11 protein-coding genes and 1 pseudogene are annotated in these 14,603 nt (G+C 74.5%); 10 read left to right on the top strand and 2 right to left on the bottom strand.

The window, feature by feature from the left end:
- The first annotated feature begins 12 nt into the window (after nt 1-12).
- The 3 genes from MTO91_RS21765 to MTO91_RS21755 are packed head-to-tail and all read left to right on the top strand — an operon-like array spanning nt 13 to nt 4,651.
- Complete coding sequence (locus MTO91_RS21765; RefSeq protein ID WP_476652544.1) at nt 13-1,740, top strand: hypothetical protein; 1,728 nt, start codon at nt 13-15, stop codon at nt 1,738-1,740.
- Nucleotides 1,741-1,790: 50 nt separating this feature from the next.
- Nucleotides 1,791-2,429: a response regulator transcription factor gene (locus tag MTO91_RS21760; RefSeq protein WP_476652542.1), complete on the top strand. Its 639-nt coding sequence runs from the start codon at nt 1,791-1,793 to the stop codon at nt 2,427-2,429.
- A complete protein-coding gene (locus MTO91_RS21755; RefSeq protein ID WP_476652541.1) occupies nt 2,426-4,651 on the top strand; it encodes a sensor histidine kinase in 2,226 nt (741 codons plus the stop codon). Before MTO91_RS21760 ends, MTO91_RS21755 begins: the two co-directional genes overlap by 4 nt.
- On the opposite strand, the gene MTO91_RS21750 is transcribed toward MTO91_RS21755, so the two are convergent.
- Both MTO91_RS21750 and MTO91_RS21745 read right to left on the bottom strand, forming a co-directional pair.
- Nucleotides 4,633-5,178 carry an AMP-binding enzyme gene (locus MTO91_RS21750; protein WP_476652539.1) on the bottom strand — a complete coding sequence of 182 codons (546 nt, stop codon included), beginning with the start codon at nt 5,176-5,178 and terminating at the stop codon, nt 4,633-4,635. The two genes, MTO91_RS21755 and MTO91_RS21750, sit on opposite strands and share 19 nt — an antisense overlap.
- Nucleotides 5,179-5,276: 98 nt before the next feature.
- Nucleotides 5,277-5,753: pseudogene (locus tag MTO91_RS21745) on the bottom strand (AMP-binding protein); the annotation flags it as partial.
- 200 nt (nt 5,754-5,953) lie between these two features.
- On the opposite strand from MTO91_RS21745, the gene MTO91_RS21740 reads away from it, so the two are divergent.
- From MTO91_RS21740 to MTO91_RS21710, 7 genes are all read left to right on the top strand, one after another.
- Entirely contained in the window at nt 5,954-7,294 is a 1,341-nt protein-coding gene (locus MTO91_RS21740; RefSeq protein WP_405415221.1) for a glutamate mutase L, read from the top strand.
- Nucleotides 7,295-7,547: 253 nt separating this feature from the next.
- The gene (ahcY, locus tag MTO91_RS21735) at nt 7,548-9,035 is read left to right on the top strand and encodes an adenosylhomocysteinase (RefSeq protein WP_208821674.1); all 1,488 of its coding nucleotides are present in this window, start codon (nt 7,548-7,550) and stop codon (nt 9,033-9,035) included.
- A 108-nt stretch (nt 9,036-9,143) separates the two neighbouring features.
- Nucleotides 9,144-9,623, top strand: a complete 480-nt coding sequence (locus MTO91_RS21730; protein ID WP_073576339.1) for an NUDIX hydrolase — start codon at nt 9,144-9,146, stop codon at nt 9,621-9,623.
- 16 nt (nt 9,624-9,639) lie between these two features.
- Nucleotides 9,640-10,284 carry a dTMP kinase gene (locus MTO91_RS21725; protein WP_476652537.1) on the top strand — a complete coding sequence of 215 codons (645 nt, stop codon included), beginning with the start codon at nt 9,640-9,642 and terminating at the stop codon, nt 10,282-10,284.
- A gap of 25 nt (nt 10,285-10,309) precedes the next feature.
- Nucleotides 10,310-10,987 carry an MtrAB system response regulator MtrA gene (gene mtrA, locus MTO91_RS21720; RefSeq protein ID WP_020622190.1) on the top strand — a complete coding sequence of 226 codons (678 nt, stop codon included), beginning with the start codon at nt 10,310-10,312 and terminating at the stop codon, nt 10,985-10,987.
- Between the two features lie 28 nt (nt 10,988-11,015).
- Nucleotides 11,016-12,800 carry an MtrAB system histidine kinase MtrB gene (mtrB, locus tag MTO91_RS21715; RefSeq protein WP_405415227.1) on the top strand — a complete coding sequence of 595 codons (1,785 nt, stop codon included), beginning with the start codon at nt 11,016-11,018 and terminating at the stop codon, nt 12,798-12,800.
- A complete protein-coding gene (locus MTO91_RS21710) occupies nt 12,797-14,521 on the top strand; it encodes an LpqB family beta-propeller domain-containing protein (protein ID WP_405415230.1) in 1,725 nt (574 codons plus the stop codon). The genes mtrB and MTO91_RS21710 overlap by 4 nt, the downstream gene beginning before the upstream one ends.
- Nucleotides 14,522-14,603: the final 82 nt, after the last annotated feature.

The following is a 14,603-nucleotide window of genomic DNA, read 5'->3' as shown; positions in this document are numbered from 1 at the left end:
CGGGCCGGGATCGTGACACGAACGCGCAGTGCAGCGCTCGTCGGCGTCGTCGCCGTGCTGCTGGCCGGGTGCTCGGCGCTCGGCTGGTGGTACGTGTCCGGCGGATCGGCACCGGAGGAGACGGGATCGAGCAGCGTCGAGCTGCCCGGTGGAGTCCCCACCGAAGTCCGGCTCGCCGACGACCTCACGCTGCGGGTCCCGGCCGACGGCGTCCCCCGGGAGGGGGCGCGGCTCGACATCGCCCCGGTCACCGTCGACACACTCGGAACCCTCGTCTCACCCGCGCTGGATCTCCGTCTGTCGTCCGGGCAGCCGACCGCCCCGTGGACGCTGGTGTGGCGACCGCCGACCCCGCGCCCCGACGACGGTGTCGTCGTGCTCGTCTCCCAGCGCGCGGCCGCACCCGGGGAGATCCCGGCCGAGGACGTGATCCCGGCGGTGTGGAATGCCGACCGGACCGAAGCGGTCTTCCCGGTGGGGCACCTCAGCTGGAAGTGGCTGGAGGAGTTCACCGGCGCGACCACCGCCGCGATCGGCAGGTTCTTCGACCAGCGCACGGACCCGCCCACCTGCGCCGGCGAGCGACCGCCGTGGGTCGACGACGTGGTCTTCCTCGACGGGGATCCGAACGCCCCGCTGCTGACCTGCGTCGGTGCCGACTCCGCCGACGCCGCGACCGCCATCGTCAAGATCGCGAACAACCGGGGGGCGACCTTGGTGGTCCGGTCCCCGGCCGCCCCGAGCTGGGCCTACTCCGAGCGGCGGTACGGCTCCATGCAGGACATCGCCCCCGAGCTGGTCGCCGAGGTCCTCGACCGCGTCGCCGAGGGGCCGGTCGAACAGGACCGGACCTGGCTGGTGCAGCCCGGCGACCAGCTGCACCTGGGACTCACCGAAGACACCGTGCGCGGTACCGGCGACATCCCGTTCACCCTGTCCGGTTCCTACACCACGACCGGGGTGGCGTTCGGGGTGATCACGAATCTCGCGATCGAGCTGCTCGACGACGGACCCGTCGGGCTGGAGTACCTCGTCGCGATGGCGTGCCTGCCGACGTCGGATGACGACGGCCTCGCGGCGGTGCTCGCCGCCTCGGCCCGGTGCGTGCTGGAGAGCCCGGAGACGGTGCTGGCACCGTGGCGTGCGGCGGCCGGCGGTGTTCCGGAGGGCGTCCGGCGGGCCACGACCGATCTGAAGAAGTGGATGCGTCACCTGGCCGTCGTCGAGTACGCCGGGTTCGTGCTGCCGGACCTCACCACCACCCTGCTGCTCGACCGGGGAGCCCGCGAGATCAGCCTGTTCACCACGACCGAGACCGTGCCGTCGGCTGCCGGAGGGGACCTCGACGCGCTCTGGCGGGCCCGCAACGAGGCCAACGACCTCTGCCGCGGCACCCCCGGCGACGACGGCGGGTCCTGCGCCCGGCGCGACGCCTTGCAGGAGCAGCACTTCCGGGAGAGCGCGGCCGCGTTCCTGGCGGCGTGGCGGGCGCGCGACGCGGCCGCGATGCGCGCGCTGAGCGCATCGGACGCCACCGACACGTTCGGGCGTCCGCTCGTCGAGAACCTCCTGGATTCCTCCCCGGCGGAAGAGGCGTTCGACCTCCGGTACGACGTGGTGTCGTCGGGGGAGGCGGCCGGGTACATCACGACCGCCCAGGGCCCGGACCTCTACCTGACCTGGGACATCGACGTCGACCGCGGCTGGCTGGTCCAGCGCTTCGCACCGGACGTGGGATGAGCGTGTCGGGCGGGTCGGTCCTGCCACGGAGGGGTTGGCAGGATCGGCCCATGACCTCGCTCACAGTCTCCGGCGTCGACGACCACCCGATCGTCCTCACCGGGCTGCGAGCGCACCTGGAAACGGCGGGGGACGACATCGTCTGGGCCGCGGCGGCGTCGACGGTCGACGACCTGCCCGCCGGTGACCCGTCGGACGTGGTGCTGCTCGACGTCAGGCTCGCCGACGGCAGCGACGTGGCCGACAACGTCGCCCGCCTACGTGAGTGGGGCGCGGCGGTCCTGCTGTTCACCACCGAGCGACGCCCGGCGCCGATCCGCCGGGGTATCGAGGCAGGGGCGTCGGGACTGGTTCTCAAGGGCGACCCGGAGGACGTGCTGGTCGAGGCGGTCCGCTGCGCCGGCAGCGGCACGGCCTACGTCTCCAGTGAGCTCGCCCATCAGATCGTCAACGATCCGGCCGGCCGGGTCCGGCTGTCCGAGCGCCAGCTCGACGTGCTGCGGCTGATGGCGCGCGGCGTGCCGCGCCGCTCGATCGCCGAGCAGCTGTTCGTGACGCCGGGGACGCTGCAGACCTACCGCGAGCGGGCGCTGGCGGCTTACGCGGCCCGTGGGGTCGTGTTCGACGACTCCACCGAACTGCCGTGGCGTGCCTACGCGGACGGTCACCTCGACCTGGATCCGGGATGAGCTTCCGGTCGGGGGTCGAGGTCGGTCTGCAGCGTGCCTATGCGGCGCTGCTGGTGCTCTTCGCCGTCGGCTGGGCGGCGATCGCGTTCCGGGGTGCGACCGGTACCGGTCCCACCGCCGGGGCCCCCGTGTCGACGGCGGCGGCGGTCGCCTTCGTGACGACGGCGACGGTCCTGGCGGTCCGCGGCGTCCGGACCCGGCTCGGCCCGGTCGACGCCGCCGTCGTCGTGCTGGTCGCCGCGCTGGTGCAGGTCGGATACCTCCTGGAGGCGCCGCCCGGGCTGGTCGTCGGTTACCGCAGCCAGCCGGTCGTGGCCGCGATCGTCCCGTTGCTGACGTTGGCCACGCCGCGGTGGGCGGTTGCCGGGACCGGCGGTCTCGTCGTCCTGCAGGTCGCGACGAGCACTCCGACCGACGGGCTGCCCGCCGCGCTGCTGGGGGTGTGGTCGCTGGTCGTCAGCGGAGCGATCGCCGCGGTCGTGGCACCGGTGCTGCGGACCGCGGGTGCCCGGGCCGACGCCGCGGCAGAGGCCGAACGCGCCGCCCGGATCGCTGCCGACGCCGCGGCAGCCGAACGGGAGGCGGCCGCGGAGTTCGCTCGGGTCCTGCATGACGAGGTGTCCGCCGCGCTGCGGGGAGCCGCCACCAGGGGCGTGGACGGGACGCAGCGGCGCGCGGCGGCTCGCCGCGCCGCGGCGGCGCTCGACGGATCCGCGCCGACACCGTCGACCGGTCGGGAGACCGATGTCCGTTCGGCGCTCGATGGATTGGACGGTCGGACCCCGTGCCGGATCGAGCTGCCCGGTGAGCCGGTCGTCGCCCCGGTCGAGGTGGTCGCCGCCGTCCGCGGTGCGGTCCGCGAGGCACTGCGGAACGTCGACCGGCACGCCGCCGCGGACGAGGCACGGATCGAACTCGCAGACGGGCCGGGGATCCGGGTGACGGTCGTCGACGACGGCCGTGGTTTCGATCCCGGGGCGCTGGGCAGGTCGGCCGGCATCGACGAGTCGATCGTCGGGCGGATGCGGGCGGTCGGCGGGACGGCGACGCTCACGAGCGTGCCCGGACACGGGACCACGGTGTGCCTGAAGCGTCCCCCGGAGCCGGTCGGCCCGCCACCTGCTCCCGTATCCGTCGACCGGATCGCCTCCTTCGCCGCCGCCACGGGAGACGTGCGCCGGCCCCTCTACGCGCTGCTGGTCGGATACCTCGCGATGAACGCGCTGGTGGCGGCCCTGCAGCCGGACCAGGTCCCGGAGTCGCGATGGTTCCTGGCGTGGTACGCGGTGGTGTGCGCACTGGCGGCGGTGCTGGTGGTCCGGGCCGCGCGAGGCGTGGGGGCGGCCCTCTCGGCGAGCGCCGCCCTCGTCGCGGTCGCGGGAGCGGTCGCCACCGTCCTCGTGGTACCGGTGGCGGACCTGCTGACCTTCGCCTCGTGGCCGATCGGTGCGACCACGCCGCTGCTCATGGTTCTGGTGACGGTGCGGCGCTCGGGCGAGGCGCTGCTCGCTGTGGTCGCCGCGCAGGTCGGCATCGTCGCCGCGCTCGCCGTCGGACCCCTGGCCGCCGAACCGCTGATGACGGTCGTCCTGTTCGCGATGCCGATGCTCGTCGCCCCCGCGCTGGGGACGCTGATGGCGTGGCTGATCGGGCGGACGGTCCGGCGACTCGGCCGGGCGACGATCGAGGCGAACGACCGGCGGACCCGCGTCGAGGCCGACGCGGTGGTCGACCGGGTGCGGCGCGCGGTGCGGGACCGCCGGATCGAGTCGCTGCACCGCGAGGTGCGCCCGTTCCTGACCGCGGTCGCCGCGGGGACCGAGAAGGCCGAGACCCGGAGGGACACCGCGTTGCGACTGGACGCCGCGATCCGGGACGAGCTGCACCTGCCCGAGGTGCTCGACGACGGCCTGCGCTCCGCTCTCGACGCCGCCCGCGCGGAGGGCTGCCGGGTCGTCCTGCAGCCGTCGGCCGGGCTGTGCGTCGAACCGGGTCGCGTCGCGGCGCTGCTGCGTCCCGCGCTGGCGGGCATCCCGGCGCGGGAGATCGTGCTCGGCCTGCACGACGACGGCGCGACCGTCACCGCGAGCCTCGTCGTCGTCCCCGGCCGGGAGCTGGCGGTGCCCGACGGTGCCCGCGTCACGGTGCACGACTCGACGGCCGAGTACACCTGGCTGGAGGTCGTCGTGTCCGGGGAGGGTCCTCAGGAGGGCAGTTCGTAGTCGGCGAACCGCTCGCGCAGGGACTTCTTGGAGAACTTGCCGACGCTGGTCTTCGGCACCTCGTCGACCAGCTCCAGTGCGTCGGGCAGCCACCACTTCGCCACCCGGTCGGTGAGGAAGTCCCGCAGCTCGTCGAGGGTCAGCGTCGCGCCCGGCTCGACGACGACGCAGGCGAGCGGCCGTTCCACCCACTGCGGGTGCGCGACGCCGATCACCGCGGCCTCGGCGACCTTCGGGCGCGCCATGATCTCGTTCTCCAGCTCGACGGTGCCGATCCACTTGCCGCCGGACTTGATCAGGTCCTTGGTGCGGTCGACCAGGCGGAACGAGCCGTACGGGTCGACGGTGGCGACGTCGCCGGTCCGCAGCCTTCCGTCGTCGGTGAACTGGGCGCCGCCGCCCTCACCGCGGTAGTACTCCTTCGCGATCCACGGCCCGGATGCCTGCACCTCACCGGTGGCGTGGTCGTCCCAGGGCATCTCCTCGCCGGTCTCGGGGTCGGCGATCCGCATCTCCACCAGCGGCATCGGCCTGCCCTGGCGGACGCGGGCGGCGGCGAGCTCGTCGTCGGAATCGTCGAGCGGTGGCTGTAGACCACGCCCTTCGGGTTCCCGGTGGTCCCGGACGTGTAGCACATCGCGGCGGCGGTGTCCTCGTCGTCGACGACGAACCGGCCCGCGTACGGCTCGGCCGCGGCCAGGAGCTCCTCGTAGGACCGGATCCGCGGGTCGTCGGGGACCGCGACGTCGGCGCCGTCGTCGAGCACCACCACGTGCGCGACGCCGGGCAGCCGGTCGACGTGCGGCCAGAACAGCGGCAGCAGGGACCGGTCGACGAAGACGACCTCGTCACCGGCGTGCTCGGCGACGTAGACGAGCTGGTCGGGGTGCAGCCGGATGTTGAGCGTGTGCAGCACCCGGCCGGTGCACGGGGCGGCGAGGTAGAGCTCCAGGTGCCGCGAGGTGTTCCAGCAGAACGTGCCGACCCGGCCGTCCGCGGAGACGCCCAGGGTGTCCAGGACGGTCGCGAGCCGCCGCACCCGTTCGGCCCACTGGGCCACCGTGACGACGTCCTCGGTGCCGTCCGGCCGAGCGGTCACCATCCGTTTGCGCGCGAACAGCTGCTCCGCACGGTGGAACACGTGCGGCAGGGTCAGCGGGCGGTCCTGCATCAGTCCGAGCACGTCGATCAACCTACCGGCGGGGGTGACCGCGATCACCCACCTCTCGGGCAGGTGCGGGTCGCAACGGATCTGCCGCGGACACTCCCTGTGACCGCCCGACCTCGGTACGCTCGCCGTCCATGACCGACGCGTCGCCGGACGACCCGCACTCGCCCGCGGTCTGCCTCGACGTCGGCTCCTGCTGGACCAAGGCCGTGCTGGTGCTGCCCGACGGGACCCCGGCGGGGTTCGCCGAGCACCCCACCACGCCCGACGTGCTCACCGGGGTCGACGCGGCCGTCGCCGCCGCGGCGGCCGCCGCGGGCCGGGGCAGGCGTGCGGCGCCGCGGGTGCTGGCCTGCTCCTCGGCGGGCGGGGCGCTGCGCCTGGCCGTGGTCGGGGCCGAGACGTTGATCGCCACCGAGGCCGGGCACCGGGTCTGCCGCTCCGCGGGGGCCCGGGTGGTCGGGGTGCACCCCGGACCGCTGGAGACCGACGCGGTGCTGGAGCTGTCGAGCCGCCGCCCCGGGGCGGTGCTGCTGCTCGGCGGTGCCGACGGTGCCGACCCGGCGGTGCTGCTGCACAACGCGGGCAGGCTGGCCCGCACCCGCGGGCACTGGCCGGTGCTGCTCTCGGTCGACGACGACGACGCCCGCGCCGACGCGCTCGGCCTGCTGCTGGCCGGTGGGCGGGCCGTCACGACCTGCCCCAACGTCACGCCGCAGCCGGGCCGGATCGTCGCCGGGCCCGCGCGGGACGCCGTCGCCGCGCTCTACGCCCGGCACGTCCTCGGTGCGGGCACCGGCCGGTTCGGCGCGCTGGTCCACTCCGCCACGCACGCTGCGGTCGGCGCCGGGGCCGGGGTACTGGCCCGGCTGACCGGGACCGGGGTGCTCGTCGTCGACGTCGGGTCGGCGACCACCGACGTGCACCGCAGCGGCCCCGGGCCCGGCCCGGCGGCCGCGACCGTGGAGGGGGACCTCGGGGTGCGCGACGGCGCCGTCGGCGTCCTGACGGAGGCCCAGACCGAGGGCGTCGTCGACCCGGTGGAGGCCGACCTGCTCGGCCCGGCCGTCGCCGCGCTGCAGGAGTCGCGCGCCACGGTGCCCGCCGACCGCGGCGCGGCCGCCGAGGACCGCAGGCTGGCCGCGATCGCGGCGGTGGTCGCGTTGCGCAGGCACCTGCGTCACACCGGCGTCCTGGCCGATCCCGCGCATCCCGGCACCGGTCCGGACGCCCCCGTCGACGCGGGTGAGATCGGTCTCGTCGTGCTCACCGGGGGCGTGTTCCGCCAGCGCGACGCGGCCGGGCTGGCCGCGGCGGCCCGCACGGTGCGCCACGACGCCGTCCTGGCCCCGCTGCTGGCCCGGGCGGAGGTGCGGGTCGACAGCGAGTCCGTGCTGGCCCCGGCCGGGCTGCTGGCCGCGCACGGCCGCGAGGTCGCGGCGGGCGGGCTGCTCGCCGAGCACCTGACGGGCTGATCACGCACGAGTTGACACCCCCGCGGCGGCTCGGAACCATGGAGGTCGCGACATCGCCGGGCGCCGAGAGGCGCTGCAGCGGCCGTCACCGGCCGCCACGCTCGGGCCCGGCCGGCACGGACGAGAAAGGGCGCCTGTCTCCGACGAGGAGGGAGGACGCCGTGACCCGTGTACGCCGCTCCTCCTCCCGGCCGGACCGCACCCGTCGTGCCGACGAGTACGACTCTTACGCCTGAGGAGGCGCACCCACCCCATGACCGATCACCCGAAGCTGCAGCACGCCGGCGGCCTGGACTTCGCGATCGCCGACATCTCCGAGGCGGAGTACGGCCGCAAGGACATCCGGCTCGCCGAGAACGAGATGCCGGGCCTGATCGACCTGCGCCGTGAGTACGGGGAGTCCAAGCCGCTGACCGGCGCGCGGATCGCCGGCTCGCTGCACATGACCACCCAGACCGCGGTCCTCATCGAGACCCTCGTCGCGCTCGGCGCCGACGTCCGCTGGGTGTCCTGCAACATCTTCTCCACCCAGGACTACGCGGCCGCCGCGACCGTCGTCGGCCCGCACGGCACCGCGGAGAACCCGCAGGGCGTCCCGGTCTTCGCCTGGAAGGGCGAGTCGCTGGAGGACTACTGGTGGTGCACCGAGCAGCTGTTCAAGTTCCGTGACGCCGACGGCAACGTCGTCGGCCCGAACATGATCCTCGACGACGGCGGTGACGCCACCCTGCTCGTGCACAAGGGCGTCGAGTTCGAGAAGACCGGCGTCGTGCCGAGCTTCGACGACGACGATCTCTCGGTCTCCGACGAGGAGCGGGTCGTGTTCGACACCCTGCGCCGCAGCCTCGCCGAGGACCCGCAGCGCTGGACGACGATCAACTCCGACATCCGCGGCGTCACCGAGGAGACCACCACCGGCGTCAACCGGCTGTACCAGCTGGCCGAGCGCGGCGAGCTGCTCTTCCCGGCGATCAACGTCAACGACTCGGTCACCAAGTCGAAGTTCGACAACAAGTACGGCATCCGCCACTCGCTGGTCGACGGCCTCAACCGGGCCACCGACGTGCTGCTCGGCGGCAAGGTGGCCGTCGTGGCCGCCTACGGCGACACCGGCAAGGGCTCGGTCGAGGCGCTGGCGGGCCAGGGCGCGCGCGTCATCGTCGCCGAGGTCGACCCGATCTGCGCGCTGCAGGCGCTGCTGGAGGGCCACCAGGTCGCGACCCTGGACTCGGTCATCGAGCAGGCCGACATCATCGTCACGGCGACCGGCAACAAGGACATCCTGACGGTCGACCTGCTCAAGCGGGCCAAGCACCAGGCGATCGTCGCCAACGTCGGTCACTTCGACAACGAGATCGACATGGCGGGCCTGGCCCGCGTCGAGGGCATCAAGAAGATCAACATCAAGCCCCAGGTCGACGAGTGGATCTTCCCGGACGGGCACTCGGTCATCGTGCTGTCCGAGGGCCGCCTGATGAACCTGGGCAACGCGACCGGCCACCCGTCGTTCGTGATGTCCAACAGCTTCTCGAACCAGGTGATCGCCCAGATCGAGCTGTTCACCAAGCACGAGGAGTACAACAAGGACGTCTACCGGCTGCCGAAGCACCTGGACGAGAAGGTCGCGCGGATCCACGTGCAGGCCCTCGGTGGCGAGCTGACCAAGCTCACCAAGGACCAGGCCGAGTACATCGGCGTGGACGTCGAGGGTCCGTACAAGCCGGAGCACTACCGCTACTGAGCGAGAAGCTCGCGGATCGCGCATCGGTACCGCGTTCTCCGTTCCGACGGCGCGGTGGTCCCCTCCCGGGGCGCCGCGCCGTCGGCGTACCAGGGGGTCACCGTCGGGATGACGATCGAGATCGGGTCGGGTGACGGCTGGGTGCACTGCGCCCGGGGTCACCGGCACTGGGGCCTGTTCGGCGCGGCCGGGCTGCTCGTGCGCCACCGCGACGACGCCGACCCGGCGGGCGTCGACCGGGTGCTGTTGCAGCACCGGGCGTCCTGGAGCCACCACGGCGGCACCTGGGGGATCCCCGGCGGTGCCCGGGACCGGGGGGAGTCCGCGGTGCGGGCGGCGCTGCGCGAGGCGGCCGAGGAGAGCACCCTCGCCGTCGCCGGGCTGGCGCCGGTGGAGGAGTTCGTCGACGACCACGGCGGCTGGAGCTACACCACGGTCGTCGTGCGGACGCCGGACGCGCCGCCGGTCCGGGTGCGCGGCGCGGAGAGCACCGAGCTGCGCTGGGTGCGCACCGACCGGCTCGGTGAGCTGGACCTGCACCCGGGCTTCGCGACGACCTGGCCCACCGTCTCGGAGCTGGGTGCCTGACCTAGGCTCGACCGCCGTGGGGGAACTGGTGGTCGTCGAGGGACTGGACGGTGCGGGCAAGCACACGTTCACCACGGGGCTCGTCGCCGAGCTGCGCGCACACGGCGCCTCGGTCACCACGACGGCCTTTCCCCGCTACGACGACGACGTGCACGCCGAGCTGGCCCGCGACGCGCTCTACGGCCGGATGGGCGACCTCGCCTCCTCGGTGCACGCGATGGCGGTGCTGTTCGCGCTCGACCGCCGGGCCGCCGCGGCCGGGCTGCGTGCGGCGCTCGCCGCACACGACGTCGTGCTCGTGGACCGCTACGCCGCCTCCAACGCCGCCTACAGCGCCGCCCGGCTCGGCCAGGACGCCGGCGGCGAGGTCGTCGGCTGGGTCCGGGCGCTGGAGATCGACCGGTTCGGCATCCCGGTTCCCGGCCACCAGCTGCTGCTGGCACCGCCCCGGGAGGTCGCCGCGGAGCGGGCGAGGTCGCGCGCGGCCACCGAGCCCGGCCGCGCCCGCGACGCCTACGAGAGCGACGACGGCCTGCAGGCCCGCACCGACGCCGTCTACCGGGAGCTGGCGGCGCGGTCCTGGCTGAGCCGCTGGACAGTGCTCGACGACCCCGCCGCGGCACCGTCGGCCCTCGTGCCCGCCCTGCTGCACCGGTGCTGATCACGGGGCTGGGATAGTGACGTCCATGAAGTCGCGCGTACTGGTGGTCGACGACGACCCGGCCCTGGCCGAGATGCTCACCATCGTGCTGCGGGGCGAGGGCTTCGAGACAGCGGTCGTGTCCGACGGGACGCGGGCACTGCCCGCCGTCCGGGACACCCAGCCGGACGTGGTGCTGCTCGACCTGATGCTGCCCGGCATGAACGGCATCGACGTGTGCCGGGCGATCCGGGCGGAGTCCGGCGTCCCGATCGTCATGCTGACGGCCAAGAGCGACACCGTCGACGTCGTGCTCGGGCTGGAGTCCGGCGCCGACGACTACGTCGTGAAGCCGTTCAAGCCCAAGGAGCTCGTCGCGCGGATCCGGGCCCGGGTCCGCCGCAACGACGCCGAGCCCGCCGAGCAGCTGTCCATCGGCGAGATCGACATCGACGTGCCCGCGCACCAGGTCACCCGGGAGGGCCGGCCGATCGCGCTGACCCCGCTCGAGTTCGACCTGCTCGTCGCGCTGGCCCGCAAGCCACGCCAGGTGTTCACCCGCGAGGTCCTGCTCGAGCAGGTGTGGGGCTACCGGCACGCCGCGGACACCCGTCTGGTGAACGTGCACGTGCAGCGTCTCCGGTCGAAGGTCGAGCGCGACCCGGAGCGCCCCGAGGTGGTCCTGACCGTCCGCGGGGTGGGGTACAAGGCCGGTCCTCCGTGACCGGCGCGCCGCGGGTGGTGCACCGGCCGTGGTGACGCGGCGCCGCGGACTCCGCACCCGGCTCGCCCGGCTGCCCGGCGCCCGGCGGATCGCCCGCGCGCTGGGCCCGCTGCGGGCGCAGGCGCACGAGCTGGGCGTGCTCATCTCCGCGGCCTGGCGGCGGTCGCTGCAGCTGCGGGTGGTCACCTCGACGCTGGCGCTGTCGTCGGCGGTCGTGCTGGTGCTCGGCCTGGTGCTGCAGAGCGAGATCGCCGAACGGCTGCTGCAGAGCAAGCTCGACGCCGCGATCTCCCAGTCGGACGCGAACCGGCAGGTCCTGGAGGGGCAGCTGGCGAGCGTCGACCCGGACCGCGAGGGCGTGCAGGAGACACTGGACACCGCCCTGGAACGGCTGACCGACACCACCGGCCCCGGCCGGGCCGGGACGGCCGGGGAGTTCAGCGCCGCGCTGACCACCGGGTCGGCGAACGGGCCCGAGGTGTCCGCCGGCGACGTCGGCCAGATCACCGCGCGCCAGCAGGACATCACCGCCCGCGGGTCGCTGGACAGCCTGAACCGCCAGTACACGACCGTCGACGGCGTCCCGAACCTCGTCATCGGGCAGAAGATCGCCACCGCGGGCCGGGAGCTGCAGTTCTACCTGCTGTTCCCGCTCAACGGTGAGCAGCTGACCCTCGGGCTGGTGCAGAGCACGCTGATCGTCGGCGGGCTGGTGCTGCTGGTGCTGCTGGCCGCGATCGCCAGCCTCGTCACCCGGCAGGTGGTCCGCCCGATCCGGCACGCCGCCGACGTGGCCGAACGCTTCGCCGGGGGACACCTCGACGAGCGGATGGCCGTGCGCGGCGAGGACGAGGTCGCCCGGCTCGCCGAGTCCTACAACGAGATGGCGGGCAGCCTCGCCGCGCAGATCGCCCAGCTCGAGGAGTTCGGGGCGCTGCAGCGGCGGTTCACCTCCGACGTCAGCCACGAGCTGCGTACGCCGCTGACCACCGTGCGGATGGCCGCCGACGTCCTCTACGCCTCCCGCGACGAGCTGCTCCCGGCGCTGCGCCGCAGCTCCGAGCTGCTGGTCACCGAGCTCGACCGCTTCGAGGAGCTGCTCGCCGACCTGCTGGAGATCTCCCGTCTCGACGCCGGCGTGGCCGAGCTGGGTGCCGAACGGGTCGACCTGTCCGCGGTGGTGCGGCGGGCGACCGACGCGGTGCGCGGCATCGCCGCCGACGCCGGCACCGACCTCGTCCTGGACCTGCCGGCGGGTGAGCTGATCGAGGCCGACCCGCGCCGGGTGGAGCGCATCGTGCGCAACCTCGTCGCGAATGCGATCGACCACGGCGAGGGCCGCCCGGTGGAGGTGACGGTGGCCGGCGACGACGCCGCGGTCGCCGTCGTCGTGCGCGACCACGGCGTCGGGCTGCGGCCCGGCGAGGCGGACCTGGTGTTCAACCGGTTCTGGCGGGCCGAGGAGTCGCGGGCCCGGCGCAGCGGCGGCACCGGGCTCGGGCTGTCGATCAGCATCGAGGACGCCCGGCTGCACGGCGGCTGGCTGCAGGCCTGGGGCGAGCCGGGCAACGGCTCGGCGTTCCGGCTGACCCTGCCGCGCGAGGTGGGCGGGCACATCAGCGCCTCGCCGCTGCCGCTCGGCCCGCCCGCCGCCGCGGCCGGGGACCGGCGCAACGGCAGCTCGGTACCGACCCCGCCGCAGGGGATCGGCCGCGACCTGCGCGAGGAGGACCTGTGGCGGCTGCGCCCCGAGGAGCACGCGCCGATGCAGCCCGCCGAGCGCGCCATCACCGACCCGGGCGGCGACCGGTGACCGCCCGCCGTGCGCTGGCGGCGCTGGTCGTGACGGTCGCCGCCGCCGTCGTCGCCGGGTGCGCGACGGTGCCCCAGCAGTCCGACGTGCAGGTGCTGCGCCAGGGCGAGCAGGCCGCCGAGCAGAACCTGAGCGGCCCGATCGAGGACGACGAGCCGCTCGGCCTGGTCCGCGGGTTCGTCTACCGTTCCGGCTCGCCCGACGACCGGCACGCGCAGGCCCGCCGCTACCTGTCGGCGTCGGCGTCGGGCTGGGACGACGCGGCGTCGCTGACCGTCCTGGACGAGCGGTTCGACACCGTCGTGTCGCCGGACAACGGCACACCGGGCCCGGACCGGATGACCGTGCGGGTGCGGGGCACCCGGCTGGGCACGGTCGGGCCGGGCGGGGCGTTCGAGTCCTCCCCCCAGCGGGTCGAGGTCGACGTCGGCGTCGTCCGGGAGGGCGAGCGCTGGCGGATCGACCGGCCACCGCCCGGGGTGATGGTCCGGCTGTCGGACTTCCGCTCGCACTACCGCGAGCTGCAGGCCTGGTTCGTCGACCCGGTCCGCCGGATGCTGCTGCCCGACGGGCACTACATCCGCGGCGGGCGTCCCGGTGAGCTCGCGATGGACGCCGTCGACGTGCTGTTGCGCGGGCCGTCCACCGGCCTGGCCGGGGCGGCGGTGACGATGTTCCCGGCGACCGCGCGGATCCGCTCGGCCACGACCGACCCCGCGGCGGGCACCGCGTCGATCGAGCTGACCGGGGTGTCGGGGCTGTCCCCGCAGGACCGGGAGCTGCTCGCCGCGCAGGTCGCGCAGACCCTCGGCGGGGTGGGCGTGCCGCGGGTGGAGCTGCTGGCCGACGGCGGACCGCTGGTCCCCGCGACGCCGACGGTGTCGGCCGCGGACCAGGCCGACCTCGTCGCCGGCCCCGGCCGGGCCCCCGCGTTCCCCTACGTCGTCGACGGCGGCCGGGTCCGTCAGCTCAGCGCGACCGGCGTGGCGGCACCGGTCGCCGGGCAGGCCGGGAACGGCTCGTTCGACATCACCGAGGCCGCCGCGTCCGCGCGCAGCGGGCGGATCGCCGTCGTGTCCCGGGAGTCGACGGGCACCCAGCGGCTGCTCACCGGCCCGCTGGGCGGGGAGCTCACCGCCACCCCGGTGTCCGGCGCCGACGTCCGCTCGCTGAGCTGGAACGGGGCGGGCGACGAGATCTGGGCGGTCGTGAACGGCAGGCTGCGCCGGGTCCTCGTCCCGCCGTCCGGGCCGCCGGTCGAGGGCGCGGTGGACGCGGGCCGGCTGACGCCGCTCGGCCGGATCGGGGACATCGCGCTGGCGCGTGAGGGCGGCCGGATCGCCGTCGTCGCCGACGGTGCGCTGCTCGTCGCCCCGATCGTCCCGGTCGACGACGGCGAGGTCGCCGTCGGGCCGCTGCGGCGCCTGCGCCCCGGGGACCTCGACGACGTGGTGTCGATCGACTGGCACTCCGCGGACCGGATCGTGGTCGCGTCCGACTCGGACCGCCCCATGTCCGAGGTGAGCGCCGACGGCCTGCGGCTGGACCAGATCCCCGGCACGAACCTGACCGCGCCGCTGGGGGCGCTGGCCGCCGCCGAGGGGCGCCCGCTGTACGTGACCGACCGGACCGGCCTGTGGAGCTACTCCGGTGGCGAGTTCGACGCCTGGCAGCAGGCGGGCGGGACGGGCGCGGCCGCACAGCCGTTCTACCCCGGCTGAGCGGGTCACGGTGGCCGGACCCCCGGCCTGTGGACAACTCCGGCGGTTGTGGACAACCCGGCCCGGGCGGGCTCCGGCGGGG

The organism is Pseudonocardia sp. 2-7 (assembly GCF_056341085.1).
This window is presented reverse-complemented; position numbering and strand designations above follow the sequence as displayed.